Annotated in this window: 21 protein-coding genes and 1 pseudogene; 11 read left to right on the top strand and 11 right to left on the bottom strand. The window is 68.3% G+C overall.

Features of this window, described 5'->3' with window-relative positions; all coding sequences use genetic code 11:
• Window positions 1-23 precede the first annotated feature (23 nt).
• Window positions 24-3,710: pseudogene (locus ACOQPP_RS13425) on the bottom strand (FG-GAP-like repeat-containing protein); the annotation flags it as partial.
• Between the two features lie 135 nt (window positions 3,711-3,845).
• On the opposite strand from ACOQPP_RS13425, the gene ACOQPP_RS13420 reads away from it, so the two are divergent.
• The 5 genes from ACOQPP_RS13420 (at window position 3,846) to ACOQPP_RS13400 (ending at window position 7,348) form a co-directional block, all read left to right on the top strand.
• Entirely contained in the window at window positions 3,846-4,430 is a 585-nt protein-coding gene (locus tag ACOQPP_RS13420) for a DinB family protein (protein WP_419166000.1), read from the top strand.
• Window positions 4,431-4,584: 154 nt separating this feature from the next.
• The gene (locus tag ACOQPP_RS13415; RefSeq protein ID WP_419166168.1) at window positions 4,585-5,526 is read left to right on the top strand and encodes a macro domain-containing protein; all 942 of its coding nucleotides are present in this window, start codon (window positions 4,585-4,587) and stop codon (window positions 5,524-5,526) included.
• 214 nt (window positions 5,527-5,740) lie between these two features.
• The gene (locus tag ACOQPP_RS13410; protein WP_419166001.1) at window positions 5,741-6,127 is read left to right on the top strand and encodes a hypothetical protein; all 387 of its coding nucleotides are present in this window, start codon (window positions 5,741-5,743) and stop codon (window positions 6,125-6,127) included.
• A 410-nt stretch (window positions 6,128-6,537) separates the two neighbouring features.
• Window positions 6,538-6,963 carry a hypothetical protein gene (locus tag ACOQPP_RS13405; RefSeq protein WP_419166002.1) on the top strand — a complete coding sequence of 142 codons (426 nt, stop codon included), beginning with the start codon at window positions 6,538-6,540 and terminating at the stop codon, window positions 6,961-6,963.
• A gap of 25 nt (window positions 6,964-6,988) precedes the next feature.
• Window positions 6,989-7,348, top strand: a complete 360-nt coding sequence (locus ACOQPP_RS13400; protein WP_419166003.1) for a hypothetical protein — start codon at window positions 6,989-6,991, stop codon at window positions 7,346-7,348.
• Between the two features lie 52 nt (window positions 7,349-7,400).
• Here ACOQPP_RS13400 and ACOQPP_RS13395 read toward each other — a convergent pair whose 3' ends face one another.
• Both ACOQPP_RS13395 and ACOQPP_RS13390 read right to left on the bottom strand, forming a co-directional pair.
• Complete coding sequence (locus ACOQPP_RS13395) at window positions 7,401-7,787, bottom strand: type II toxin-antitoxin system VapC family toxin (RefSeq protein ID WP_419166004.1); 387 nt, start codon at window positions 7,785-7,787, stop codon at window positions 7,401-7,403.
• Window positions 7,788-7,789: 2 nt separating this feature from the next.
• The gene (locus ACOQPP_RS13390; RefSeq protein WP_419166005.1) at window positions 7,790-8,026 is read right to left on the bottom strand and encodes a type II toxin-antitoxin system Phd/YefM family antitoxin; all 237 of its coding nucleotides are present in this window, start codon (window positions 8,024-8,026) and stop codon (window positions 7,790-7,792) included.
• 210 nt (window positions 8,027-8,236) lie between these two features.
• On the opposite strand from ACOQPP_RS13390, the gene ACOQPP_RS13385 reads away from it, so the two are divergent.
• Window positions 8,237-8,740, top strand: coding sequence for a DinB family protein (locus ACOQPP_RS13385; protein ID WP_419166006.1), 504 nt, complete (start codon window positions 8,237-8,239; stop codon window positions 8,738-8,740).
• Between the two features lie 11 nt (window positions 8,741-8,751).
• On the opposite strand, the gene ACOQPP_RS13380 is transcribed toward ACOQPP_RS13385, so the two are convergent.
• From ACOQPP_RS13380 to ACOQPP_RS13360, 5 genes are all read right to left on the bottom strand, one after another.
• Window positions 8,752-9,102, bottom strand: coding sequence for a hypothetical protein (locus ACOQPP_RS13380; RefSeq protein WP_419166007.1), 351 nt, complete (start codon window positions 9,100-9,102; stop codon window positions 8,752-8,754).
• Window positions 9,103-9,283: 181 nt separating this feature from the next.
• Complete coding sequence (locus ACOQPP_RS13375; RefSeq protein ID WP_420636732.1) at window positions 9,284-10,411, bottom strand: amidohydrolase family protein; 1,128 nt, start codon at window positions 10,409-10,411, stop codon at window positions 9,284-9,286.
• Between the two features lie 50 nt (window positions 10,412-10,461).
• A complete protein-coding gene (locus tag ACOQPP_RS13370) occupies window positions 10,462-11,220 on the bottom strand; it encodes a creatininase family protein (RefSeq protein ID WP_420636731.1) in 759 nt (252 codons plus the stop codon).
• 183 nt (window positions 11,221-11,403) lie between these two features.
• Window positions 11,404-11,772, bottom strand: a complete 369-nt coding sequence (locus ACOQPP_RS13365) for a BlaI/MecI/CopY family transcriptional regulator (RefSeq protein WP_419166010.1) — start codon at window positions 11,770-11,772, stop codon at window positions 11,404-11,406.
• Between the two features lie 59 nt (window positions 11,773-11,831).
• Window positions 11,832-13,484, bottom strand: coding sequence for a M56 family metallopeptidase (locus ACOQPP_RS13360; RefSeq protein WP_420636730.1), 1,653 nt, complete (start codon window positions 13,482-13,484; stop codon window positions 11,832-11,834).
• A 229-nt stretch (window positions 13,485-13,713) separates the two neighbouring features.
• On the opposite strand from ACOQPP_RS13360, the gene ACOQPP_RS13355 reads away from it, so the two are divergent.
• From ACOQPP_RS13355 to ACOQPP_RS13340, 4 genes are all read left to right on the top strand, one after another.
• Complete coding sequence (locus ACOQPP_RS13355) at window positions 13,714-16,980, top strand: WD40/YVTN/BNR-like repeat-containing protein (RefSeq protein ID WP_420636729.1); 3,267 nt, start codon at window positions 13,714-13,716, stop codon at window positions 16,978-16,980.
• A 211-nt stretch (window positions 16,981-17,191) separates the two neighbouring features.
• Window positions 17,192-20,041, top strand: a complete 2,850-nt coding sequence (locus ACOQPP_RS13350) for a M14 family metallopeptidase (protein WP_420636728.1) — start codon at window positions 17,192-17,194, stop codon at window positions 20,039-20,041.
• Window positions 20,042-20,064: 23 nt separating this feature from the next.
• Entirely contained in the window at window positions 20,065-20,967 is a 903-nt protein-coding gene (locus ACOQPP_RS13345) for a glycosyltransferase family 2 protein (RefSeq protein WP_420636727.1), read from the top strand.
• A complete protein-coding gene (locus tag ACOQPP_RS13340) occupies window positions 20,964-22,196 on the top strand; it encodes a 6-bladed beta-propeller (RefSeq protein ID WP_419166015.1) in 1,233 nt (410 codons plus the stop codon). The genes ACOQPP_RS13345 and ACOQPP_RS13340 overlap by 4 nt, the downstream gene beginning before the upstream one ends.
• Here the strand turns inward: ACOQPP_RS13340 and ACOQPP_RS13335 are convergent.
• Genes ACOQPP_RS13335 through ACOQPP_RS13325 form a run of 3 tightly spaced genes read right to left on the bottom strand, consistent with a single transcriptional unit; the run spans window position 22,178 to window position 25,631 of the window.
• Entirely contained in the window at window positions 22,178-22,996 is an 819-nt protein-coding gene (locus ACOQPP_RS13335; protein ID WP_419166016.1) for a glycosyltransferase family 2 protein, read from the bottom strand. The genes ACOQPP_RS13340 and ACOQPP_RS13335 overlap by 19 nt on opposite strands.
• A complete protein-coding gene (locus ACOQPP_RS13330) occupies window positions 22,993-23,952 on the bottom strand; it encodes a sulfotransferase domain-containing protein (RefSeq protein ID WP_419166017.1) in 960 nt (319 codons plus the stop codon). Before ACOQPP_RS13330 ends, ACOQPP_RS13335 begins: the two co-directional genes overlap by 4 nt.
• On the bottom strand, window positions 23,940-25,631 hold the full coding sequence (locus ACOQPP_RS13325; protein WP_420636726.1) for a sulfotransferase: 1,692 nt from the start codon (window positions 25,629-25,631) through the stop codon (window positions 23,940-23,942). Before ACOQPP_RS13325 ends, ACOQPP_RS13330 begins: the two co-directional genes overlap by 13 nt.
• Window positions 25,632-25,679: 48 nt before the next feature.
• On the opposite strand from ACOQPP_RS13325, the gene ACOQPP_RS13320 reads away from it, so the two are divergent.
• Window positions 25,680-26,294 carry a hypothetical protein gene (locus ACOQPP_RS13320; RefSeq protein WP_419166019.1) on the top strand — a complete coding sequence of 205 codons (615 nt, stop codon included), beginning with the start codon at window positions 25,680-25,682 and terminating at the stop codon, window positions 26,292-26,294.
• Window positions 26,295-26,302: the final 8 nt, after the last annotated feature.

Below are 26,302 nucleotides of genomic sequence, written 5' to 3'. Positions count from 1 at the left end.
TCCAGCGGGGTGACCGTCTCCGAGCCATCGGGCCAGCGGACGCGGACCGCGGTGGGTTCGGCCGCGAGCCCCATCACCTGAACCGGATCATCCTGCGACCAGTAGCCACCCCCGGCGCGCACCTCTCGTAGCGGGCCGAGCGTCCCGCCGCCGTACTCCAGCCGGATCGAGGCGCCGATGGCGGCCGGGTTGCCGGGGCCGCCGCGCAGCCGGACGCGCAGCCCGGGCCGGGCGCCCGCGTTCCGGTACAGCTTCGTCCCGGCCGCGTTCTGGCTCACGAGCACGTCCACGCGCCCGTCCGCGTCGTAGTCCGCGAACGCCGCCCCCCGCTGCTCGCCGTACACCGCAATGCCCGAACGCTGTCCCGGAACCGGCGCCAGCGCCCCCGTCCCATCGCCCCGCAGCCACAGGCCGCGCCCCGCGTCGTTGCGGTCCCCCTCGCCCCGGAACGCGAACAGGTTCTGGCTCAGGAAGACATCCTCGTTACCGTCCCCGTCCATGTCCGCCACGCCGGCGTGGAAGGCGGGCGCCAACTGCGCCTCCCGCGGCAGGTCGAAGGCCTCGAACGACCCCCCCCGGTTGATGAAGACGGTATGCGCGAGCGTCGTCGCCTCGACCGTCGGGAGGAGATCGACCGGCTGCCCCAGGATCTCGCCGACCGCCAGCCGCCCGTAGTGCTCGTGACCCTGGATCTGACCCCGGAGGAAGGGCAGACCGCCGGCGAGCGTGAGGAGTCCCCGGATCGGGACCATCGAGCGCGTGAACTCGTCGTAGCGCGCCTCGATCACGTCCCGGAACCCGTCGTTGTCGATGTCGGCGTGATACGCGGTGGCCGGCTGCTCCGGGCTCGCCGTGTACTCCGAGTTGAGTCCCCGGTTGGTGGCGATCAGGTCCGGCAGTCCGTCCTCGTTGAGGTCTCCCGCCGTCACGCCGTTCCACCAGCCCGCGAGGGATTCGAGGCCGAAGTTCGCCGTCGCGTCCTGGAACCGCCCGTCCTCGTTGAGGAAGAGACGCAGGGACCCCCACTCGAGGGCCAGCACAAGATCGGGGTCGCCGTCGGCGTCCACGTCGCTGAACGCGGCGCCCGACACCAACCCCACGTCGGTCAGCGGGCCGGCGTTCGCCTCGTCGAGGACGTAGCGGCCGCCTTCGTCGAGGAAGAGCCGGGAGGTCGCCGGGACGGGATATTGGCCGGGGACCACCCGGCCGCCGACGAAGAGGTCGACGTCGCCGTCCCCGTCGTAATCCGCCGCCGCGAGCGGGCCCGAACTCGATGCGTGCGCCGGCAGGGTCCGAGACTCGCCCATCCCCGAGGCGGTGGCGCGGAGGACGGAGGCCGAGGGGGCCGCCCGGTCGGTGCCGTCGTACGTCGCGGTCCCCACGACCACGGCGGTGCCGGCCCGGCCCGGGACGACGACGAGGCCCGTCTGGTCGCCCGGGGCTCGCGCCGGCCCGGCCGCGCCGCCGCCCAGCGCCCCCCGGTCCGGGGAGAAACCCCCGGCGCCGTCGTTCCGGAACACCGAGAGGCCGGACCCGCCGCCTCCGCCCACCAGGGCGTCCGCGTCGCCATCACCGTCGACATCGCCCCACGCGACGCCGGGCCCGCCCTGGCTCAGCCGCCACGTGATGAGCGGTTGCTGCGAGAAGTCGTCAAACTCGTTCTCCCGGTGACGGTGCCCGAGCAGCCCGGACACATCTTCGAACAGGGGGTCGTAGGACGCCGCCTCCGAATCCGACGCTCCGACCGCCGCCGAACCGGCCCCGGCCGGAGTGGCCCCGCCCTCCGCGGGTTCGTCGATCTCGTACACCCGGTTCGCGCGCACCCCGTCCACCCGGCTCACGGCCCCGCTCCGCCAGACGACCTCGACCGACATCTCCCCCTCGCCAGCCGCGAAGCTGGCCATCGCCTCGGAACCGGAGAGGTAGGCGCCTCCAGCGACGATCTCCTTCGTCTGCGGCGGCAACTCGCCCCCCGACACCCGGATGCGCGCTCCGATCCCCGACGTGTTCGGCGTCCGCCCCCGCAGTCGCACGGCCACCCGGGGCGCCCGTCCCGCATTCCGGTACACCCCGGCCGGCGCCAGCAACCGGTTGGTGACGATGTCCAGATCCCCATCCTCGTCGAGGTCCGCGGCCGCCATCCCGTGCGAGATGTCCTCGTCCCCCGCGAACCCCCACGCCTCCCCGACCTCCTCGAAAGTCGCGTCCCTCCGGTTGCGGAACGCGACGTTCGAGAGCCGCAGCGGCGGGAAGACGAGGAGCCGCTGGCGCCAGTCGACGGACCCCATCCGCTGGGCCGCGTCCTTGTCCATCGCATCGTAGAAGTGGCCCGTCCCGATGAGGAGGTCCTCGTAGCCATCGAGATCGACATCGACGAAGGTGCTGCCCCACGACCACCCCGACGCGTCGACCCCGGCGTACTGCGCCGCCTCCGCCCACGTCCCGTCCCCGCGATTCAGATAGAAGGTGTTGCGCGGCTTCTGCGGCCGGTTCTCGATCCGCCCCGCGAACTGCGGGTCCGGCACCCCCCCGCTGGCCTGCTTCATCCGCAGCCGCTGCTCGCGGCTCAGCATCTCGACCACGAAGAAGTCCATGCGCTCGTCGCGGTCGACGTCCGAGAAGTCCACCCCCATCGAGGCGAAGCTCGTGCTCCGCATGGCGAGCGGCGGGAGCATCCGGAAGCGCCCGCCCCCGTCGTTGATCCAGATGTGGTCCGGGCTGTGGAAGTCGTTGGCCACGTAGAGGTCGGGGTCCCCGTCCCCATCCATGTCCTGGAAGCGGGCCGCCAGCCCCCATTCCCGCGGTGCCTCGGTCAGCGGGTGCCCCTGCTCGTCGAGGAACGCGCCGTCCGTATACGAGAGGGGCGTGAAGCGTCCCGACCCGTCGTTCAGGTACAGCCGGTCGGGCTCGGCCAGTTCGAGCCGCGGCACCATGCCGCCCTGGACCTCCCCGAGCGTGTAGTGCTCCTGCCACTCCGGCAGAACCTCGAATCCGTCCTCCGTCCGGCGGTAGATGTTCCGCGGCTGCAGGACTTCAGGCGGGAAGAGATCCTGCACCGTGGCGACCTTGTTATTCACCACGTACAGGTCGAGGTCCCCATCCCCCTCGATGTCGGCCAGCGTCATCGACATGCTGCCGAGCGAGGAGGAGAGCCCGGCCGCCTCCGTCCCGTCCGTGAAGTGGCCCGCCCCGTCGTTCAGGTACAGCGAGTTGGGCCCGCCGAGCGCGTTCGCGAGGAGGTCCAGGTCCCCGTCGCCGTCCACATCCGCGAACACGGCACCCGTCGAGAAGCGCCCCGCCGCGGCAACCCCCGCCTCCTCGGCGATCTCCTCGAACTTCCAGCCCCCCAGATTGCGCCAGAGTTCGTTGGCTCCGTCCATCCCCGCGAAGTAGATGTCGACCCTGCCGTCGCCATGCACGTCGCCCACGGCCACGCCCGACCCGTTCAGGTAGTGGCTGTTCTCGATGAACTGTTCCTGCGTGACGACGTTCTCGAACGAAATCCCGGTCTCCGAAGGATCCAGCCGCTCGAAGCCCGGCTCGTCCTCGCCCGACACCCGCAGTTCCGCCCAGCGGTAGCCGTCCTCCTCGACCCAGTCGAGCGTCCCTGGCCCGCACCCCGCCCACACTGCCGCCCCGCCGAGCAGCGCGGCGTAGACCCAAAGCCCGGGGCGACGGGAGTCGATGTGTGGTGGATGACGGTCGGACATTCGCCTCGTTCGAGTTACCTGAATGCGTCTCACCCCGTCCATAACGGGTGAGGGGGCTGTATCATATCAGTCGGCTACGTCGCGGGAACGCGCCGCGCCGTCCACCCCGAGCCAGTAACCGCAGGAGGTAGTCGGATGAGGCGGGAATTCCTCGCAGCTCTCGTCATCGCCGCGGCCCTCGCGCCCGCGACTCTGCTCGCGCAGATCCCCATCACCGCCGCTCCCGTGTCCCATGAGCTGACGCTCGCCCCCGGGACGGATCCGATCGCGGTCCGGGACGAGATCCTCGGCCACTTCCAGGGCTCCAGCCGCAAGATCTCCGAACTCGCGCGCGTGATGCCCGCGGAGAAGTTCTCGTGGGCGCCCGCCGAGGGCGTGATGGAGGTGGGCGAGGTTTACATGCACATCGCGCGCTACAACTTCATGTACCTCGACCAGAACCTGGGCATCGCGCCTCCCGATGGGTTCGACTACGCGGACATCGAGTCGATCCGGGACAAGGACAAGGTGCGTGAGATCCACGAGATGTCCGTCCGCCACGTGATGGAGCAGGTCGGCGCGCTCGGCGAGGCCAGCCTCGCCGGCGAGACGGAACTCTACGGCCGCCGCGTCCAGGGCTGGACCGTACTCCTGCAGCTGGTCTCGCACATGAACGAACACGTCGGGCAGTCCGTAGCCTACGCCCGCATGAACGGCATCGTCCCCCCCTGGTCCAACTGACGGCACTCGCGAGCGATGCCTCTGCACCCGGTACCTGCGCGGCCCAAGGTATACCACATCGTTCATGTCGACCGTCTTATCTTGATCGTAGGTGACGGAGGACTCTCCTGTGACACCGAGATGATGAAGCGACCGAAGGTTGGCCTATGCCGCTATGTGTAAGCGGGGGGAGATGAAGCCGGGGCGCGTCTTCGTCTTCGAGACCGGTTCGGGGGTGCCGCCACGATACATCATTAACTTCCCCAGCAAGCGTCACTGGCGTGGGAAGAGTCGCCTTGAGGACATCGAATCCGGGTTGCGATCTCTCGTCAAGGAGATCCGCGACCGAGACATCCGCTCCTTAGCCATCCCGCCGCTCGGCAGTGGCCTGGGTGGCCTCGACTGGTCGCTGGTGCGGCCTCGCATTCTTGAGGCGTTCAAGGATCTTGGCAACGTGGAGGTAACGGTCTTCGAGCCGGGAGGCGGTCCGGTGGACGCAAGAGCCAACCGCTCAAGCGATGTTCCTCGCATGACACCGGGACGCGCCGCTCTCGTCGGACTGCTCGACCGATACCTGCGAGGTCTGCTGGATCCGTTCGTCACGCTCCAGGAGGCGCACAAGCTGATGTACTTCATGCAGGTTGCGGGAGAACCGCTGAAGCTCAGGTTCAAGAAGGGGCACTACGGGCCTTACGCAGAGAATCTTCGCCATGTGCTTCATGCCATGGAGGGGCACATGGTTTCGGGCTACGCGGACGGAGGTGACCGGCCCGACAAGCGGCTGAGATTGGTTCCAGGCGCGATTGATGACGCGCAGGCGCTTGTGACGACCACGACGGATACGCAAGCCCGGTTCAACCGCGTCGCAGACCTTGTAGCCGGGTTCGAGTCACCGTTCGGTCTGGAGTTGCTGTCCACGGTTCACTGGGTCGTCACGCGGGAAGACGCCGGTAGCGTCGATGACGTGGTCGACCAAGCATACGCCTGGAACGAGCGTAAGCGGGATTTTTCGGAGCGGCAGATCGAACTTGCCTGCCGTCTACTCCGCGAGAAGGGCTGGCTAAGAGGTCGCTTCGTTCCTTGCATCGAGACAATACCGGTCACCGAGAACGAATAGGTCCCGGAGGCGGAGGAGTTTGCACGTGTGACCGGAGAGCCACCGGTCCTGAAGGAATCATGAGGCAATTCCGTTATCGATTCACCGTAGGGGGAGCATCGACCAACGTTTCTTCTCAGCCATCGTGACCTGCATGCAGCGGTCGAGCGTCTTGCGACCGGAGGCGTCTGGGTCGTGGGAATGTGCCGCGCGCTTTGCGGTCTCGATCGTCCTGTTGGCGGCGATCGCCGACTGCCGCTACACGACGGACCCGTCCGAAATGCCCCTCACGGGGACGTGGCTCGGGCACGTGACTCTCATTGACGGGGGCGTGGCTTGGCAGCTGTGGCTGCGGGAAGACGGGGAAGGCAACGTCTCGGGCACGGTCAGCCGAACCGATTTCCGCCGCATCCCCACTCCGATTGAGACCATATCCCGCGGAACCGTGAGCGGCGTGCAGGTCTTCTCGGACATATCCTTGACTCTCGACTACGAGACATCCTCCGAGGACTATCAAGGTCGCTTCAGATCCGAAGATCATATCAGCGGTTTCATACGACGCGGCACGGTCGTGCACGACATCGGCACGCTGGAATTCAGGCGTATCCCACCAGGTCCTTGAGGCGAGGGTCCTCAACCACCGCACGAGTCGGCTGTCGGCGCAAACTTGCAATCAGCCGCAACTCAAACTTGCAATCAGCCGAGGTTTGAACTTTCAATTGGCCGGAGCTGATGCCCGCACCGATCTTCTACCCCCGATACGTGGAGTCCCGTCTTGTCGAGGCGCTCGATGACTCCCCGGTCGTCCCCATCCACGGCCCGCGGCGTGCGGCAAGACCACTCTCGCCCAGTACACCTGTTAACTCAGCTACCTCAAGTCGCCAGCTGTGGGAGAGAGACTGATGGGTCGCGAAAGATCGGGCCCCCAGCGGGAGGCTACCCTCCGCACTCCTTTTCCGAGATTCGGTGTCGGCGTAGGCTTTGCCCCGTCGCCCGGCCTCCCGGCGATATCGGATCGGAAGTGGAGACGAGATGAGAAAGCTGGAAGCGACCCCGAAGACGCGATCGGCAGGTGCGATCATTGTGCTCGCGGCGACGCTCGCCGGCTGCGGGGACGGCCCGTCCGAGCCGATCCCGCCGGACATCACCGGCCACTGGGTCGGGCAGGTCGTCGACGAGTCGTCGGTGGTCAGCTTCGACTTCCGGCTGTCCGCGAACGACCGCGGCGCGGTCACGGGTACGGTCACCCTGCAGGAGGAGGAGGACACGCTCTCCGGGACGGTGATCGGACTGCACGAGCACCCGAGCGTGTCGCTGCTCCTCGAGCTGCGGGGGGCAGGCCGGATCACCAGCATTGCCTACTCGGGTAACCTGTTCGGGGCAGACGAGATTCGCGGGACGATCCGGTTCGGGGTCGACGCCACGCTCACGCTGGACCTGAGCCGCGTGGGCGGGTAGGCGTCGCGCGCGGAGGATGCCGGAGATGACAGACGCAGGGCGGAAGCCGGACATCATGGAGTTGATCGCTCGCGCCCCGTGGCGCGAGGCCGTCACCTACCGCGACACGTGGCCCCACGAATACGTCGTCAGCCAGAAGCACGGGCAGCAGGAACTCCTCGCCGCCTTCTGCGAGCGCATCGGGCGGGGCGAGGGCGTCACCTGCCGTTTCTTCCATCAGACGCGCGAGTACCTGTTCCTGGGCGAATACAAGTACTGGACGATGACGGAGTGCCCGGACATGGACCTGGAGGCCGGAGACTACGTCCTCAACCGCGCGCTCTTCTACCGCGACCGCCGCGACTTCGAGATCCGCCGCGGTGACACCGGCAAACGGGACGGCTGACCGTGCGGCGGCGGAGGATCACCGGTGCCTCGGGACGCCGAGGGGCGATCGCCTACCAGAGGCGATCCAGCCCGTAACGGTCGAAGACCCCATCGGTCGAGACGATGGGCAGACCGCGCGCCAAGGCTTGTGCCGCGAGCATTCGGTCAAAGGGATCCCGATGGGGTCCGGGCAGGCGCGCGGCGCGCGCGGCGTCGGCAACCGTGATCGGTAGTTCGTCGAAGCCCTGAGCGGCTATGTGCCCAGCGATGTCGAGAGCCACGGCTTCGCAGCCCGGCAACTTCCGAACCCGGTATTTCGTTGCGATCTCCCAGGCTGTCGCGGCGCTGATCACGACGCGGTTCGTTTCGTCGCCGATCAACAGACGTGCCTTACCGGAGAGGTAGCTACTGTCTCCGAGCCACCAGAGGAACGCGTGGGTGTCCAGCAACAGCCGCACCCTTATCCACCCTCCCAGGCCGCCAGTTCTTCCTCCGGCAGTTCGTCGAAGAAGCTGTCGGGAATGACGATCTCTCCCTTGAGGACGTCAGGCTGCCGCCTGCCAGGAGGCTTGCAAAGAACCAGCCGCGCCACCGGTTTCCCCCGGCGGGCGATCACGATTTCCTCCCCCGCCTCCACCTGCGCGAGCAGGCGGGACAGCTGTGTCTTGGCTTCGTGGACATTCACGACCACGGTCATCTTTCCCCCGACGCCTGGAGCTATCTAGCTAGAAATCTAGTCAGGTTGCGATTCAGGTCAATGAGCCTGGCGTTCCGGGTGTTCCGGCGAAGATCCGAACCCAGGCGCGCGGCCGGTGGTTCCATCCGCCGGTCGAACATCGCAGCTTGTGCCGCCGACCGCGCAGCAAGACCCGTAGACCGAAACCACGCCCTCACACCGGAGTCTCACATGTCTGCTCAAGGAACTCTCAACGCGTTCGACCACGTCGTGGCCGGGTGCCGCTCCGTGCTCGAGGCCGTCCCCGGCGACCGCCTGGACTGGCGTCCGCACGAGAAGTCCTGGACGCTCGGGGAACTCGCGACCCACGTCGCGATGATCCCGAACTGGACCATGCCCACGCTGACGATGTCCGAGTTCGACATCGGCGCGGGGGACGGACCGCCGCCGAACCCGGAACTCACGTCTTCCGCCGAGTTGGTCGCCGCGCTCGACCAGAATGCCGCCGCAGCCCGGCAGACGATCGAGGCGACCTCGGATGAGGTGTTGGCGAGTTCCTGGACCATGAAGGTCGGTGGCGAGACGCGCTTCAAGATGCCCAAGGCCGTCGTGCTGCGGAGCTTCATCCTCGACCACCTGATCCACCACCGGGCGCAGTTGGGGGTCTATCTGCGGCTTCTCGACGTGCCGGTGCCTCAGACGTTCGGGCCCACGGCGGATTTTCCGGATATGTGAGGTCGGCCGGGTCAGCTCAACAGCTTGATCCACTGCAGCAGAGAGGTCGCCTTGGCGGCCTGGCGGCCGATGGAGCCGCGGTTCGCCGCGCTCAACTCGGTGGGTGCCGGCTCGGAGATCGCGCCCTCGGCCGCGCGGTAGGCGACCTCCGCTCTCCTCTCCGCATCGACGAAGACCGCGGCCGCCTCATGCACCTTCGCGGCGGCGCGGGTCCTCGCATCCCGCGCCTCCTCGAGACGCTCCTCGGCCTTCTTCAACACGCCTGAACTATGAGCGAGCCCCCTGTAGGCCGCGTCGTAGGCCTCTTCCTTCGCATGCGCCAGTTTGTAGGCGTCGAGGGCCCTTTTCGCCCGCCCGTCCACTGAGGGTAATAGACAAGCCCATGACAAAAGCCCTGCTGCATTCGAGCGGCGATCCATCTCGCGTGAACGCTGCGCTCATCGTTGCTCCTCGGTCAAATAGCGCTGCTATTCTCCCTCGTCGCGCCTTGTCACGCGAGCGCCTCGCCGCTCGCGTTGCGACGCAGCGTCTTGCCACGGACTGCTAGGGGAAACGGCTTCTGTCGATGCCGGGGATGATCCGGAGCGCGTTCTCGAAGTAGACCTTGCGCAGGGCCTCGTCCGGGAGGTCGAGGCCGTACATGCGCCAGAACGCATGGTACTTCCGGTAGTAGGGGAAGTACTCGTCCGAGGTCTCCAGCACGCGGAAGTAGGTGGCGTACTCGTCCGGAGCCCAGGAATCCTTCCCCATCAGGAGCCGGTCCTGATAGTTGATGAAGAACTTGCGCGCGAAGCGCGGCTGCCGCCCCGGCTCGTAGATCACCGCTCCCAGCCCGACGTTCATGTTGGGGATCTCGTCCAGGGTGCGCCCGAGGCGGTCGAGGTCGTGGCCGAGCCACGCGAGGTGCGCCGCGATGAACGTCGTCTCCGGGTGGCGGCGGAACATGTTGAGCTGCTCGCCCAGCACCTGCTCGAAGGACGGCGGTCCCGTCTGGCGGCGCCGCGGCCGCAGGCGAAGCTCGAGCCAGCGCTCGTTGTTCTCGTCCATCGGTTCCCAGAACTCCGCCGGGTCCGCCGAGTGGATGAGGACGGGAATGCCGAGTTCGCCCGCCCTGGCCCAGATCGGATCGAGGCGGGGGTCGTCGACCGGGACCCGCTCTCCGGCCGCGTCGGTGATCCACAGCCCGAGGCTCTTGAAGATCTTGAGCCCGCGGGCGCCGGCCTGAACGTCGGCCTCGAGCCGGGCTGCGGCGAGCGCCCCGAACTCGGGGTCGTCGATGTCGCCGAAATTGACGTTCGCGAACACGACGAAACGACCGGGATACGCCGCTTCGAAGGCTTCCACCTGCCGCGCGAGCCGGGGTCCGCTGCCGCCGCTGAGGTTCACGCCGACGGCGAGGTTGAGCGCGTCCATGTCGCGGACGAGTTGGTCCATCTGCGCCCGGGGCATCGTCGCGTTGAGGTGAAGGTGAACGTCCACGAACGGAAAACCGGCGCGCGTGACCGAGTTCTCGGGCACGACGAGCGTCGAGTGCGGGTCGTACGCCTCGATCGTCATCGGCGGAGAGTTGTCCGGAGGCACGGGCGGCGGGCCGCGCCGCTCCTGCGCCGCGACGGATCCCGCGGCTCCCAGCATGATCGCGACCGTCGCTCCCGTTCGCGCGAACCTCATCCCGTCGTCTCCCTCGTCACAGTCGCGCCCCCGTTGACCCGGAAGCTGGTCTACGCCCTGAAATGCGCGGCGATCCGGTCCGCCAGCGCGGTGATCATCTTCTCGCCCATCTCGGCGGTCGCGCCCCGCGCGTCGCCCAGGATGCCGTTCGGCGTCACGCTCCCGAACCCCTCGCTGAGCACGCGCCGGATGAGTTCCGGTTCCTCCTCGGGCGTCGTCAACTGCCCGCACGCGACCCGGTCCTCCCGGACGAGACCGTCGTGCAGGGCCATCATGATCGAGGTCTCCGCGATATCGGCGTGGCCCCCCACCCGGGCGCCGAGACCCGCCTCCGCCTCGGCGATCTCCCGCCAGGTCCCGATGACCTCGATCAGATCCGCGTACACGTCCACGGAACAATCGGGCCCCGCCGCTTCGTTGAACGCGTCCCGCGTCTCGGCGAGCGGCGCGAAGTTGCCGCCGTGCGAGGGGACGAAGCAGACGCGCCGGAATCCGTGTCGCGCGAGGCTCACGCAATAGTCGTGGCAGACGGCGAGGAAGGTGTCCTTACTGAGGGAGAAGGTGCCCGCGAATGCCATGTGGTGGTCGGACCAGCCGACCCGGATCGTGGGACCGACGAGCGCGCCTCCGAGCCGCTGGGCGATCTCGACCGCAAGCCGGTCCCCGTGCTCGGCATCCATGAACAGCGGCAGGTGCGGTCCGTGCTGCTCGACCGCTCCGGCCGCGACGACGACGGTGGTGACCCCGGCCTCGATCGCCGCCCCGATCTCGGGCGAGGTCATCCGCTCCATCCGTATTTCCGCAGACATGGGTGGCGCTCCGGCTGGCTCAGGTGGAAGGCGGGACGGCTCGGATCCCGCAACCTGTCGCAAGCCGAAGATCCGGTGACCCGGACCAGGACGCTACCCTGACGATGAACCTCTCGCGGGAGCCGTCCTGCCGCTACCTGGACCTCACCAGTTTGCTGGTCCCGACCTGGAGGATCAGATCCGTCATCCCTCCTCCAGGATCCTCCGCAGACGCTCGATCTCCTCGGGGGCGAGTTTCCGGTCTTCGATCAACTGCGTGATCATGGGGACCAGCGAGCCTCCCGTGATCCGGTCGGCCAGCGCCTCGAGCCGCCCGGACGCGTATTCCTCCCGGCTGATCCGCGCGGAGAAGAGCTGAGTCCCGAGACTGCCGTCACGGTGGACGAACCCCTTGTCCTCCAGCCGCTGCAGGAGGCGCTGGATGGTGCCATGCGCCGACCTGGTGGCGTCCGGGTAGAGCTGTTCGCGCAGCCGGCGCGCCGTGAGGCGGCCCTCCTTCCAGAGTCGCTCCATGACCGCGAGTTCGGCGTTGGCCAGGCGCGGCGTCGTCATGCGAAACCCTTTCTCGTTCCTTCTCGACGCTGGACGTCAAACATCAGGTTACCGCACGGCTAGTCCTTCGGACGACGTCCCTTCACGCGGAGCCTTCCGGTGCTGGTCTCCGCCGTTTCGCACGTCATGGTCATAGTCATGGTGGCGGGAGTGCGCTCGTCCGAAGAGAGCATCGAGCCTTCAGCACCCGCACACTCCAAATGCGTCCCTTGGAGTAACGACTGGAATAACGGGTTCGAGTTCTGGGCCACCCGGAGGTGCCGGGCTAGTTCGGCATGGAGGGCTTCCGGCGAGACAGGGCCTTCCGAGAGCGTGGACCGAAGGCCGGCGAGGTCCAGCATAACCGTCTTGGAATCTCCGGTCCCGTCGTCCGGCGTCACGGCCAGGAACAGGGCGGGGGTGCGGACGGGTTCATCGACTTCGTCCTCCGACAGGCGCCGGGAGACGGAGAGGACGCGGTCCCCGGCCGCGCGAAGGGCCTCCGCGAGGTGTACGGGGAGTGCGTGCTCCGTTGCGAGTGCCTCGATCCGGTCCCCGAGCGTGCGCGCCACCTGCAGGGATCGGGCCGCAGCCGGATCGTCTCCCCGGCCATCGAGCCGCGCGACCGCCTCCTCCTGGTCCAGGCGCGGGTAGAAGCCGCTCGGCGCGAGGTCCAGATCGCCGAAGCGCGTGTCCACGTTCGCTGGCGCGAAGGCCGGGTCGACGGAGGTGAGGTCCGACTGGTCAGTGCAGTAGATCAGGCCGCCCGCGAGCAGGCATACGGCGCCGCACCGCAAGGCGACGCGGAGCCAGCGCGGGGTGTGGGTCGGTGTTCGGTTCGTCATGATCACGCCAAATCTCCTTTCCAGCCGCGACGCTCGGCCGCAGCGATCGATCGTACTCGCGAAGGTAAGCGGGCCCGGAGTCCCCGCCGTCGACATGAAGTCGATCACCCGGAGCAGCGCTCCGGCGTACGCGCGGGGTTCGGCCCTGATCGAGGCGACGGCGAGCGCGTCGCAGCACAACTCCTCGGACGCCCGCAGCCTCCGGCGCGCCCACCAGGCGACCGGGTTCCACCAGAAGGCCGCGCACGCGAGCCACTCAAGCCAGCGGACGACGTGATCGCGGCGTCGGACATGGGCGAGTTCGTGCGCCAGGATGCAGCGCAGTTCGGATCCATCCATGTCGGCCAGCAGGGGCGAGGGAAGGAGGACTCGGGCCTCCCCTCCGGCCCACCACACCATGGGCGACACCTGCGCGCGCGTGATATACACGGTTGGGGCCGCACCGAGTCCGAGCCTGCCTGCGATCTCCCGCGCGATGCGCTGAACGTCGGGCGGCGCGGCCGCAGAAGCTCTCAGGAGCGAGCGATGGAAGCGGAGTGTGTGAAGCAGCGTCCAGCCGAGGACGGAAGCGGTGCCCAGCAGCCAGAGCCAGACGAGCCCCTCCTTGCCGTGACTCTTGAGCCAGTCGACAAGGATGACCCCCGCCAATGTCGTCGGCTCCGCCCCCGACAAGCCCACGGCCGCGACGGGGGCGACGGGATCGGCCTCCCCCGGCCAGATTGGAATCGAGACGAGAGGAGGCACGAGCAGGGCCGCGAGCGGCAGCAACCAGAGCCCGTGGGCCAGAGACGGCCAGCCGAGGCGGCGCTGCACGATCCACGCGACTCCGGCAAGGCCGACGGACAGCACCAGCTTGCTGGCCCCGATCTGGAGGATCAGATCCGTCATTTCTCGCTCCACGATGAACATCTCACGACGCTATGTCGTAATCTTGCGACGTCATGTCGTAACACGTCAACCCCGCCCATGCTCCGGATTCCCGGGCGCTGCTGTTTCAGATTTCGGTCGGTTTGCCTACTGTATATCGGTTGTAATGGTCGTTGGGTGGGGTGGCCGGTGCCGGTTCCTTCGCCCGGACCTCCCTCCCGCGGAACCCCTGCCACAACGAGGTAGCAAGATGCGTACGCGCTCAGGGCTCCCGGTCACTCTGTCTCTCATTGCGGTGCTCGCCCTCACCGCCGCCCCCATTCCCGCGCTGGCCCAGGACGCCGACATGGCGGCGGCCGTCGCGGCGCTCGAGTGGCGCGAGATCGGCCCCACGATCATGGGTGGCCGCATCGCGGATATCGCGGCCGTCGAGTCCGATCCGTCCACCTTCTACGTCGGCGTGGCGACGGGCGGCGTGTGGAAGACGATCAACCACGGGACGTCCTTCGAGTCGGTGTTCGACGACCAGCCGATGCTGTCGGTCGGGGATGTGACGCTCGCCCCCTCGAACCCCAACGTCGTATGGGTCGGATCGGGCGAGCCGCAGAACCGGCAGTCTTCCCCGTGGGGGATGGGCGTGTTCCGGTCGACGGACGCCGGCCGCACCTGGACCCACCTGGGGCTCGAGGCGACAAACCACATCTCCCGCATCCAGGTCCACCCGCGGAATCCGGACGTCGCCTACGTGGCGGCGGTGGGCCGCCTGTGGGGCTCCAACCCCGAGCGCGGCGTCTACCGGACAATGGACGGCGGCGAGACGTGGGAGCTGGTCCTCCATGTCGACGAGCACACGGGCGCGATCGACCTCGCCATGGATCCGGGCGACCCGATGACCTTGTTCGCGGCCATGTACCAGCGGCAGCGGACGCTGTGGGGCTTCAACGGCGGCGGGCCGGGCAGCGGCATCTACCGGACGATGGATGGCGGCGACAACTGGACGAAGCTCGCCGGTGGCCTGCCGGAGGGTGACCTCGGCCGCATCGGGCTCGACATCTACCGCCGCGACGGGAACATCGTCATGGCGATCGTCGAGGCGGACGCGCGTGCGCCGGGACAGGGCGGTGGTGGTGGCGGGCAGGGACAGGGCGACCCGGACCGCAAGACGGGTATCTACAAGTCCGCCGACCGCGGCGAGACGTGGACGCAGGTCAGCACGACCAACAACCGTCCCATGTACTACAGCCAGATCCGCATCGATCCGAACGATCCGGAGCGGGTCTACCTGGGCGGCGGGAACCTGTACCGCTCGTCCGACGGCGGGAACAACTTCACGCCGGACGCGTCCTCCGAGGTACACTCCGACCACCACGCGTTGTGGATCGATCCGGGGAATTCCGACCACCTGATCCTCGGCGGCGACGGGGGCCTCTCGATCAGTTGGGACCGCTCCGACAACTGGCGGCAGCTTCGCAACCTGCCGCTGGCGCAGTTCTACGAGATCGGGGTCGACAACCGCGACCCGTACCACGTGTGCGGCGGCCTGCAGGACAACGGCTCGTGGTGCGGCCCCTCGGACACCTGGTCCAACCAGGGCATCCGGCCCCGCGACTGGTACAACGTGGGGAGCGGCGACGGCTACTTCACCGTCCTCCACCCCGACGGCGGGGAGATGCTCGCCGAGTCCCAGAACGGGAACCTGATGCGGACGAACCTGAAGACCGGCGAGCGTCTCCGGATGCGTCCGCTGGGACGCCCCGGGGAGGATGAGGAGGATCCGCCCGACTACCGCTGGAACTGGGACACGCCGGTCGAGGTCTCGCCGAGCGACCCGAATACGATCTACTACGGCGGCAACGTCGTGTTCAAGTCGACGGACTACGGGCAGACGTGGGAGCGGATCTCCCCCGACCTGACGAAGGACATCGACCGCCAGACGCTCGAGATCATGGGCGTCCTCGGCTCCGAGCCGATGATGTCGGCCAACGACGGGACGTCGACCTTCGGGAACATGATCTCGATCGAGGAATCACCGCTCGACCCGATGGTGGTCTACGCGGGCACGGACGACGGGAACCTCCAGGTCACCCGGGACGGCGGCGGCACGTGGACGAACGCGGCGCTCAACATGCCGGGCGTGCCCGACCAGCTGTACATGACGCGGATCGTCGCCTCGCACGCCGACGCCGGGACCGTGTGGGTGGCGGGCGACAACCACCGCAACGACGACATGGCGCCATACCTCTACGTGTCGAACGACTACGGCGAGTCGTGGCGGGCGATGACGAACGGGCTGCCGGACGGATGGTCGATGAACGCGCTCCAGCAGCACCCGCGCGCGGCCAACCTCCTCTTCGCCGGCAACGAGATCGGGACCTACTTCTCGGTCGACGCCGGGAACTCGTGGCACCCGCTGCGCCAGAACATGCCGCCGGTGCCGGTGGACGACATCAAGATCCAGGAACGCGAGAACGACCTCGTCATCGGCACGCACGGGCGCGGCATCTGGATCATGGAGGACGTCACCCCGCTCGAAGAACTGAGCCAGGCGGTGCTCGCCTCCGAGGTGCACCTCTTCTCGACCCAGTCGGCGGTCGCCTACAACCCGTACACGCCGCAGGGCTGGACGCCGGGCATCTTCGAGGCGGATAACCCGCCGCAGGGCGCCCGCATCCGTTACTGGCTGGGCAGCGACCTGCCGGACGCCCCGATGGCCGACGAGGATGAGGCGAACATGATGGGCCGGGTGGCCGGTTCAGGTGGTCCGTCCGCCAACGGCGGCTCGTCCGACGACGCCGGCGCCTCCATGGCCGGGAATACCACCATCACGATCCTCGATTCGGACGGCTCCGCGATCCGGGAACTCGAGGGCGGCGGCGATCGCGGCCTGAACGATGTCATGTGGGATCTGCGTTACGAGCCTCCGCCGGCCGCCCCTGGCGGCGGCGGGTTCTTCCGCGCCGGCGCCACTGCGCCCAAGGCCCTCCCGGGGACGTACACGGCCCGGCTGGAGGCGGCGGGACAGACGCTCGAGACAGCCGTCTCGGTGCGGCTCGACCCGCGGGTGAACATCAGCCGGAGCGATCTCATGGCGCGGCAGGACGCCCTCATGAGCGCCTACGCGCTGTCGAAGCCGACGAACGAGGGGCTGCAGGCGCTGGGCCGGCTGCGCGACCATCTGTCCGACATCGAGGCGCAACTGGAGGACCACGACGTGTCCGAGTCGCTGACGGCGGAGGTCGAGGCCGTGGGCGAGGAACTGGACGGGATCGGAGACGTACTCGACCGGGCCCGGGACGGTGCCGGCGTGTCCGGCGGCCTGTCCGGATACCACACCGCGCCGACCGCCGACATGCTCTACCAGCTCGAGCGCGGGTGGGACGTGCTGCCCGGCGCCATCGATCGCCTCAACGCTGTGATCGAGGACCGGATGCCGGCGCTCTTCTCGGCGGTGCAGGCGGCGGGGGTCGGTCCGGACCTCGGCGACCCGATCCGGGTGCCGCCTCCGCCCATGCGCTGACGGTCCGCTCCAGCCGGAAGCTGTCAGGGCTTCAGTAACGACCGCCCGCCGAGAGCCCGGAAGTTCGGGCTCGCCGGCGGGCGGCTTCGTTTTCGGCGGGGGGCTTGGGCTTCCGGCCACCCCGTCGCCATTATGCGCCGAAGTTCGGCATCGCGTCCGCACAGGATCTGCACAGGGTCTTCAGAGGATCTGAATAAGGAGAGTCCGGAAAATGTCGTTTCTCGCCCCCCATCGGGCCCTGGCCCGCGGCACGCTGCCCGCCATCGCGATCGTTCTGGCCCTCGTCGCGCCCCGGCCGGCACTCGCGCAGGACCTCACGACGCCGGAAGCGTTCTTCGGCCACCGGATCGGCGCCGACTACGAACTCCCGGACTACGGCGACCTCACCCGCTACTGGGAGACGCTGGCCGCCGAATCCCCGCGCATGACGCTGGAGTCGATCGGAAGGACGGCCGAGGGCCGCGACCAGCTCATGGCGATCGTCACGTCGCCCGAGAACCACGCAAACATGGACGAATACCGGCAGATCTCGGCCCGCCTGGCGCGCGCGGGAGGGGTGTCGGAGGACGAGGCGCGTGACCTCGCGAAGCGCGGCAAGGCGGTCGTGTGGATCGACGGCGGCCTCCACGCGACGGAGGTCCTGGGCGCGCAGCAACTGATGGAGACGCTGTGGCAGTTCGTGAGCGGGACGGACGACGAGACGATGCGGATCCTCGACGACGTCATCATCCTCTTTGTCCATGCGAACCCGGACGGGATGGACCTCGTCTCGAACTGGTATACGCGAATCGAAGAGAAAAGCGAGCGCTCCACGCGCGGGATCCCCGTCCTGTACCAGAAGTACGTGGGGCACGACAACAACCGCGACTTCTACTCGTCCTTCCAGCCGGAATCCGAGAACATGAACCGGCAGATGTACCGGACGTGGTATCCCCAGATCGTCTACAACCACCACCAGACGGGGCCGACCGGCACGGTCCTCTTCGCCCCCCCCTTCCGCGATCCCTTCAACTACAACATCGACCCCATGGTCATCACGGGGATCGACCTCGTGGGGGCGGCGATGCACTCGCGCTTCACGGAGGAAGGGAAGCCGGGGGCGACGCGGCGGCGCGGCGCGAACTACTCCACCTGGTGGAACGGCGGCCTGCGTACGACGCCCTACTTCCACAACATGATCGGGCTCCTCACGGAGACGATCGGGAACCCGACCCCGATGGAGATCCCGCTCATCCTCGAGCGGGTGCTGCCCAACGACAATCTGCCCGCGCCGATCGCGCCGCAGCCGTGGCACTTCCGGCAGTCGGTCGACTACTCGGTGACCGCGAACCACGCGGTGCTCGACGTCGCCTCACGCTACCGGGAGACGTTCCTGTACCGGATCTGGCGCATGGGGATGAACTCGATCGAGCGCGGGAACAAGGACAGCTGGACGATCCACCCCAAGCGCGTGGACTGGCTGCGCGAGGAAATGCGGGCGGGGCAGGGCGAGACGGACTTCGCCCGCAACGTGGGCGGCTTCGGCGGCAGCCGCGGCACACGCGAGGACTACGAAAAGCTGTTCGATGCCGACCTGCGCGACTCGCGCGGATACATCCTCCCCTCGGACCAGGCAGATTTCCCCACGGCGACGAAGTTCGTCAACGCGCTGCTCGAGACCGGAGTCATGGTGGAGCGGGCGACCTCGGACTTCTCGGTGGGGGGAACGCGCTATCCGGCCGGCTCCTACGTGGTGCGGAGCGCGCAGGCCTTCCGGCCGCACGTCCTCGACATGTTCGAGCCGCAGGACCACCCGAACGACTTCCTCTATCCGGGGGCACCCCCGACCCCGCCGTACGACAACGCGGGCTGGACGCTGGCGATCCAGATGGGCGTCGATTTCGACCGCATCCTGGAGGGCTTCGACGGGCCGTTCGAGGAGATCGAGGAATGGAACGCGAGCCCGATGCCGGGCGTCGTGGCGGACGCGGCCGGCGCGGCGGGCTTCCTGTTCAGCCACGCCGTGAACGACGCGTTCACGGCGATCAACCGGCTGCGGGCCTCGGGGCACGAGGTTTACTGGCTCACCTCCGCGCTCACCGAGGGGGGGAGGACGCACCCGGCCGGCACCTTCTACGTCAAGAGCCGGGGCGGGACCGCCGACCAGGTCGCGTCGATTGCCGGCGAACTGGGCCTCAACTTCCGCGGGCTGACGGAGGACCCGGACGCCGACGCGCTGCGGCTGCGGGCGCCGCGGATCGCGCTCTGGGATACGTACGGCGGTTCGATGCCCTCGGGCTGGATCCGCTGGATCCTCGAGCAATACGGGTTCGCAGACTACGAACTCGTCTTCCCGCAGCGCCTCAACGCGGGGAACCTGAGCGACGACTTCGACGTCATCATCTTCCCGCAGGGCGCCATCGGTTCGCAGTTCGAGGAAGTGTTCGCCGGCGTGCCCGATTCGGTCCGACAGGAGATGATGCGCCAGTTCGGGTTCGGCGCCCCGGATCCGGAGACGATTCCCGCCGAGTACCGGGACCGACTCGGCCGGGTCACGCCCGAGGCGACGATGCCGGCGCTCATCGAGTTCCTGGAGGACGGCGGATCGATCGTGGCCATCGGCGGATCCACCGATCTCGGGAAGGGGCTCGGGCTCCCGATCGAGGACCACCTCGTGAAGGGCGGGCAGCCGCTGAGCCGGGAGGAATACTACGTGCCCGGGTCGATCCTCGAGGTGACGGTGGATAACTCACGCCTCGTCGCGACGGGCGTCCCGTCGCCGCTCGCGGTCTCGTTCAACAACAGCCCCGTGTTCAGCGCCCCGGCGCTGGCGGCGGGAGCCGACGCCACGAATCAGATGACACCGCTCGCGTGGTTCGACAACGACGCGCCGCTCATCAGCGGCTGGGCCTGGGGCCAGGAGTACCTGCAGGGCGGTGTGACGATGGCGGAGGCACAGGTGGGCGAGGGACACGTTTATCTGTTCGGCCCGCTCGTCACGCGGCGCGCGCAGCCGCACGGCACCTTCAAGTTCCTGTTCAACGCCATCGCCCTCTCGACCGCGCAGCCCGACCGGCCGTAGGAGGACGTTGGCTCACGAAGCAGATGACGCGGCTGGAGACGGCTACGCCTCGCTCCATCTCCGTCGTCCTCAGCACGTACAATGCGCCGGACGAGCTGGAACTCGCCCTCTGGGGCTACTCGGCGCAGACTCGCCGCGACTTTGAGGTGGTGATCGCGGACGACGGCTCGGGGTCGGCGACGCGCGACCGGATCGAGCACATGCGGGAGTCCACCGACCTCTCGATTTCGCACGTGTGGCAGGAGGACGACGGGTTTCGGAAGTGCCGGATCCTGAACCGTGCGATTGTGGAGGCGCGCGGCGCCTACCTCGTCCTCAGCGACGGCGACTGCATCCCGCGGGCCGATTTCGTGGAGACACACGCCGCGCTGGCGAAGCGAGGGCACTTCGTCTCCGGCGGGAGAGTTCGCCTCGCCAGCGGCGTGGGGGCTGCGATCGACAGGGAAGCTGTGCTCAGGGGTTCGCTGTTCGAGGACGCTTGGCTCCGGGAGCGACAGGCGATCGTCCGGGGGAGGGACCGGCACAAGCTCACGGGTTCACGGCGCCGGGCGGCATGGCTCGATCGCCTGACCACGACCCGTGCGACATGGAACGGGCACAACGCGTCGGCCTGGAAGACGGATCTGTTGCGCGTGAACGGCTTCGACGAGCGGATGACCTACCCGGTCGAGGACCGCGAACTGGGCGAGCGCCTTCGCAACGCGGGCATCCGCCCGATACAGGCCCGGCACCGGGCGGTGTGCGTGCACGTGGAGCACGCCCGTCCGTGGCTCGACCCCGAGGTCCAGGAAAGGAACGAGCGGCTGCGGGCCGAAACCCGGGGCGTCCCCCGAGGGCTGCGCCTCTTCGAGGGCCTCGCGCGCGGACCCGACTGGACGGACCACGGCATCCACAAGGGACCGCGTCCCGCAGGAGGCTTGACATGATTCAGAGACCAACTCTTACTCTCGCCGCCCTCGCGCTCGTCCTCGGGGCCTGCGGGGACCGTGCGCCGGCCTCTACGTCGGCGGTGGAGCCGGAGTTGTCAGCTGCGCGTTCCGACCTGAGGGCGCACCTGGAGTTGCGTATCGACGAGGCCCACAACCCCGAGTGGCCGCTGACGAGGGTGGGCGACGTGGTCATCAGCGACGACGGACGCCTCTTCGTTTCGCAGCCGGAAGTGCCGGCCGTCTATGTCCTTGGCGAAGCCGGCCGCGTCATGGGCACGATCGGACGCCGTGGCGAAGGCCCGGGCGGGTTTATCCAGCTGGCGGCCATAGGCCTCCTCGGCGACACCCTGTTCGCGAGCGATCCGAGCTTGGGGCGCGTGAGCTTCTTCACGCTGGATGGCGATTTCATCCGGTCGCGCCAGTGGGTCGCCGACATGGAGCCGCAACGGATCGAAGACGGGTTCCAACTCCTGCTTCTCGGTGCCCCACCGGTCGCGCTGTTCACGAACGGATCCGCACTCGTGAGACCGAACATGATCTTCCGGCCCGAGCCCCCCGGCGAGGGGGCCAGTTGGACAACCCTTCGCATCCCGCTCCTGCAGATCGACGCCGAATCGGAAGTGGTCGACACACTGGGGTGGGAGGAAACGACGGGGGCGACCGTCGGATTGAGACGTCGTGGCACGGTGTTCCAGGTCACCGCTCCACTCCGGCGGTCTCCGCACACGGCCATCCTGCCCAACGGCGCGGGCGTCGCGGTGGCGCGCGATGCCGGACCGGACCGGTCGGAAGTCTCGGTGAGCCGGATCGGTGCGGAGGGCGACACCCTTTTCGCGCGCGACTATGCCTACCGGCCGATTCCGGTGACCGATGCGGTGCTCGACCGGGCTATCGGTGATCTCACGGTATTCCCGCAAGACATCGACGGGGCACCCGGCGGTCCCGACTTCAGGGAACCGCTGCGTGAGGCGGGGCTGGTGCCCACGATGCTGCCGCCCGTTACGGGGATCGTGGGAGGCCAGGACGGATCCATCTGGCTCCGTCGCGAGGAAGCGGAAGTGAACACGATCGACTGGACCGTACTGGAAGAGACGGGCGGCGTCCGTGGCGCGGTCAGTCTCCCCCGCGGACACCGGGTCGTGGCCGTGCGGGGCACCGTGATGGTCGCCGTGGAGGAAGATGCATTCGGAGTCCCCTCGCTGTTGCGCTACCGGCTGTCGGGATAGGCGGAGCGAAGGCGGCGCTCGAACCGTTCGCGGCTGGCGGGATCGGGCGGACGTTCCTCGTGCCATAGATGAAGGACGGGCACGGCGTAGCGTCCCTCCTTGCGCCGGACCCCGTTCCGGATGAGGCGGACGACGAGATCATTGTCCTCGAAGCCCCAGCCCTCGAAGCCCTCGTCGAACCCGTTCACCGCGAGGAAATCCGTGCGCCACACGGCGAGGTTGCAGCCCTTCACGCCTCGCCATGCGCGCGACGAAACCCGGCGCAGGGGCCCCAGCGGCAACCGCAGCAGCGGGGTGAACCGGTCCACGCGGCCGCGCAGCCGCTCGGCCAGCCACCGCGGCGAACTCCAGCGCTGGAGCGGGAACTCGCCCCGAAGTGCGAGCCGCGAAAGTTCGCGGTCGAGGCGCACCCGGCTTCCATGGACGAAGCGCCCCCGTTCGGCGAGCCGCGCGTGCCGCCGCAGGTAGTCGGGCCGCACCAGGCAGTCGCCGTCCAGGAAGATCAGATACGGCAGCTCGGTCGCGGCGGCGCCGCGATTCCGGACGGCCGCCAGGCGATATCCGCGGTCCTCCTGCCACACATGATGCAGCGGGAAGTCGACCTCTTCCGCACGCCGCGCGACCAGAGTGCGGGTGTCCGGGCCGGAACCATCGTCCGCCACGACGACCTCGAAGCGCCGATACGTCTGGTCCTCGAGACTCCGCAGCACCGCGTCCAGGGCATCGGGGCGCTCGTAGGTGGAGACGATGACCGCGACCGCGGGCCCGGTGCGCGTGGCTGGCTCGAGGGGCGAGGTCACACCGTGTATCCCGCCCGTTCCATGACCGGGCCGAACGCGGCCTCGATGCGGGATGCGACCGCGGGATCCATCTCCTCCTTCCAGCCGTCCGTCCGTCCCCGGCGGACGAACCGCCCTTCGCCCCGCGCGCGTCCGACATAGGCCTCGGCGCCGTGCCGGTCCTCCACTTCTCTCATCGACTCGAACGCCCCGCGCGTCACCGCCCTCGACAGCCGCGCCTCGAAATCCGGTGAAGACGTTCCCGCAGGCACGTTTCCGGCCGGAACGCGGCCGATGAACTCCGCTACGCGCCGCAGCGCCGCCTCCCGGTCCTCGACAAAATCCTCGTAGCGCGCGATGAGGATGCGCTCGCCTCGTTCCTGGCGGCGCAGCGCCGCCGAGACGTGCCGGTCCCAGCGTGGGAGGTGCCGGTGCCAGGCGTCGAAGGGCGCGGCGCCCGTCAGGTATCCGTCGACGAACGCCGGCAGCGCGATGTCGCGGTCGCCGAACATCGTGGCGTACATGTGCCAAAACGAGACGAGCACGGCACGCGGATCCCTCACCAGATAGAGAGTCCCGGGATAGCGCCGCTCGTGCCGGGGGTACTCGTTCCGGAACACCCTCGGATCCGGCAGGTGCCCGTAGGCGGCGATCTCGTGGTCGCGGCCGTGCACGACAGGGACGTGGTCCCCGACGTTGTAAAGGGTGACCTCGTGCTCCCGATCGTCGGTCAGGAACACCGCGAGCATGTAGGCGAGCCAGGTGTTTCCCGACTTCGGGTGGCCGACCAGAAACACGTCGCTGGGCCGGAGCGCGCGGAGGAAGCGAGGCTCCCCCAGCCGGTTCCGGAGAGCGGCCCGCAGCCGGTAGTACCCCACCCGGCGCTTGGCTCGCCCGAACCACCGCTTCAGCGCCGGTTGCGCGCCCCGGCGGGCCTTCGGGGGCGCGAGCCGCGGGGGCCGGTTCACTTCGCCCATGGCACCGGCCGTCCGATCAGTTCCGAGACTTCGTCGGCGTCGAACGTGTACGTGCGCTCGAAGTGGTCGCGCACCCAGTCCGGCATGGGGACGGGGGCGGACGCGTTCACGGGTCTCGCGAGCGAGGCGGGGTCGGGCACCGCGAGGTCCACCTCCAGGAAGCCGAGCAGGTCGCGCAGCAGGGCCTCGGGGCGCCCCCGGATCTCGTCCAGGAAACCGAAGAAGAACTGGTCGCGCGGGTAGTTCGCCAGCCACGCACGCAGGCAGCGCGCGTAGTCGCTGCGCCGGCGGACGGGGTCGCTGTCCAGATAGGCGGCGAGTTCGTCGCGCCCTACCTCTTCCAGGGGCTTTCCGCGCCACCTCGGGAAGCCGTTTCGTGCCTGGGACCACGCTCGCTCGACCGGGTCGCGCATCATGAAGATGAGCTTCGCGTCCGGCATCCACTCGGCCACGCGCCGGATCACGTCGGGTTCAAGGATGGCGTAGGCGGGCGTGATCTCTCCGCGGACTCTCCCTCCGCCCGGCGCGCGGACGAAGCGGGCGAGATATCGCAGCTGGTTGTACCGATCGCGCGCGGAGCCGGTCGCGCCGGGCGCGCGGAGCTTGCGGTCGAAGAAGTGGATCTCCTTACGGCCCATCCGGATGTCGGAGTGCGTAGCGAGGTGCGCGGCCACCCAACTCGTGCCCGCCCGCGTGGCGCCGATGCCGACGAAGCGCGGCATCCCGCGGGACAGCCCGCGCCGCCGAGGCGGCGTCCCGGGTGGCTGACCCGCGTCGCGCGGGGACGCGTCGGGCTTGCCGATCTGGTCGTCGAGGAAGGTGGTGGGCAGGCGCCGATCGCTCCCGTGAGGCCGCCCCCCGCGCAGGCGCTCGAAGCTGGCCCACTCCCGGCGCTTGCGGGGCGAGGGAAACTCCGTCGTTGACCAGTGATCGAACTCCTCCTCGTCCAGGAACTTGAGTTCGTGGAAGCAGGCCGGTGCGAAGTGGTGCGTGCGCAGCCAGCGGGGGCGGATCAACTCCTCCCAGTGTTCCCTCCAATGGAACCTGACGTCGTAGCTGAGCGGGAAGATCCGCACCTCCCGGTTCACCTCTCCCCGCGGTTCACGGAACGTCCAGTCGAGCGCCCGATACACCGTCTGTCCCGCGAGGGACCAGGCGGCGGGCCAGCCGCGGTCGAGTTCGGCGACGAGCCCCGCGAGCGCCCCGCGCCGCTCCCCGGCGAGAACCATGTCCGCGTCCCATTTGCAGACATGGCGGCGCGTGCAGCGCGACAGCGCCCAGTTCGTGAAGTAGACGAGGGAATGCAGCGAATCGGCCGGAGTCCCGGCGTGCTCGGGTCCGAACCGTCCCACCGCGAAGGGATAGGAGTGAAGGCGGATCTTCGCCCCCTCCGGACTCGACCCCCGCACATGCCGCACGATCTCGGCCGTCGCGTCCCGGCTTCCGTTGTCGATCACATGGATCTCGTCGAACACGGGGAGAATCGACCGGAGGCAGGACTCGATCTTGGATTCCTCGTCCTTCGCCCGCACGAAGGCGCTCGTCCCCGGCGTCCGACTGCGGCGCGGGAGAACGAAAGAGAACTCCGCGTCCCCTTCGCGGTTTCGGAACTCCATCTGGGCGGGGCGAAACGCGAGCAGCATGAACTCCGGTTTGGCCGACGGGTACCTGTCACCCATCCGATCCGCTCCGGGAATCGCTGTCAACCCAAGGAAAAGGAGTACAGAATGAGAAGAGTGCCACAATCAGCGTCGGTCATCGTTCTTTCGATCATCTCCACCATGCTGGCCATGCCGGGTAACGTCGCGGGACAGAAGTGTGATTGGTCTGGGAGCGCCTGGCTGTCGATCCCCGCGACCACGGTCTTGCGCGTGGAGCGACACAACACGGACCTCACCCTGGGCTGGCTCGGTCGTCTGGGGCACACATGCGGATCGGGCACCCGCCGTCACGGGTTCGATGCGGACGCGCAACGTGTCTATGGGTTCGGCGGCATGTACGTGTTCAGTCTGATGGGGAGACTGGGTCACATGTACCGGTTCGACGCGGATCCTCGCGCTCCATGGGTCGAAATCGCCGCGAACGCAGGCTTCTTCTACGCCTTCGATCCGACCGATTACGTTGAATTACTCATTGTGGATCGACCGGAGCAGATACCCGGGCGAACGATCGACCTCCCGGGCGCCGGATTGGCAGCGGGTGGCGATTTGCGGGTTGGCTTTCCCGCGAGTCCGTTCGGGTCCTTCGTCCTCGACTTCGGCCTTCGTGCCCACTACATGCCCAGCACGTCCAGCATGCGCGCCTTCACCTCCCGCTGCGCCGTGTCGTCGATCGTGGGATAGCGCGGCGA

Origin of the sequence: Candidatus Palauibacter sp., assembly GCF_965222475.1 — a bacterium.
Taxonomy (GTDB): Bacteria; Gemmatimonadota; Gemmatimonadetes; order Palauibacterales; family Palauibacteraceae; genus Palauibacter.
The sequence above is the reverse complement of the archived record's forward strand: the minus strand, read 5'-3'. Positions and strand labels throughout refer to the sequence as shown.

Coding starts and splice junctions, on each gene's coding strand:
- ACOQPP_RS13420 (WP_419166000.1), top strand. CDS start 3,846: ATGAGGCGGGAATTCCTCGCAGCTCTCGTCATCGCCGCGGCCCTCGCG.
- ACOQPP_RS13415 (WP_419166168.1), top strand. CDS start 4,585: ATGTGTAAGCGGGGGGAGATGAAGCCGGGGCGCGTCTTCGTCTTCGAG.
- ACOQPP_RS13405 (WP_419166002.1), top strand. CDS start 6,538: ATGAGAAAGCTGGAAGCGACCCCGAAGACGCGATCGGCAGGTGCGATC.
- ACOQPP_RS13400 (WP_419166003.1), top strand. CDS start 6,989: ATGACAGACGCAGGGCGGAAGCCGGACATCATGGAGTTGATCGCTCGC.
- ACOQPP_RS13390 (WP_419166005.1), bottom strand. CDS start 8,026: ATGACCGTGGTCGTGAATGTCCACGAAGCCAAGACACAGCTGTCCCGC.
- ACOQPP_RS13385 (WP_419166006.1), top strand. CDS start 8,237: ATGTCTGCTCAAGGAACTCTCAACGCGTTCGACCACGTCGTGGCCGGG.
- ACOQPP_RS13375 (WP_420636732.1), bottom strand. CDS start 10,411: ATGAGGTTCGCGCGAACGGGAGCGACGGTCGCGATCATGCTGGGAGCC.
- ACOQPP_RS13370 (WP_420636731.1), bottom strand. CDS start 11,220: ATGTCTGCGGAAATACGGATGGAGCGGATGACCTCGCCCGAGATCGGG.
- ACOQPP_RS13365 (WP_419166010.1), bottom strand. CDS start 11,772: ATGACGACGCCGCGCCTGGCCAACGCCGAACTCGCGGTCATGGAGCGA.
- ACOQPP_RS13360 (WP_420636730.1), bottom strand. CDS start 13,484: ATGACGGATCTGATCCTCCAGATCGGGGCCAGCAAGCTGGTGCTGTCC.
- ACOQPP_RS13355 (WP_420636729.1), top strand. CDS start 13,714: ATGCGTACGCGCTCAGGGCTCCCGGTCACTCTGTCTCTCATTGCGGTG.
- ACOQPP_RS13350 (WP_420636728.1), top strand. CDS start 17,192: ATGTCGTTTCTCGCCCCCCATCGGGCCCTGGCCCGCGGCACGCTGCCC.
- ACOQPP_RS13345 (WP_420636727.1), top strand. CDS start 20,065: ATGACGCGGCTGGAGACGGCTACGCCTCGCTCCATCTCCGTCGTCCTC.
- ACOQPP_RS13340 (WP_419166015.1), top strand. CDS start 20,964: ATGATTCAGAGACCAACTCTTACTCTCGCCGCCCTCGCGCTCGTCCTC.
- ACOQPP_RS13330 (WP_419166017.1), bottom strand. CDS start 23,952: ATGGGCGAAGTGAACCGGCCCCCGCGGCTCGCGCCCCCGAAGGCCCGC.
- ACOQPP_RS13325 (WP_420636726.1), bottom strand. CDS start 25,631: ATGGGTGACAGGTACCCGTCGGCCAAACCGGAGTTCATGCTGCTCGCG.
- ACOQPP_RS13320 (WP_419166019.1), top strand. CDS start 25,680: ATGAGAAGAGTGCCACAATCAGCGTCGGTCATCGTTCTTTCGATCATC.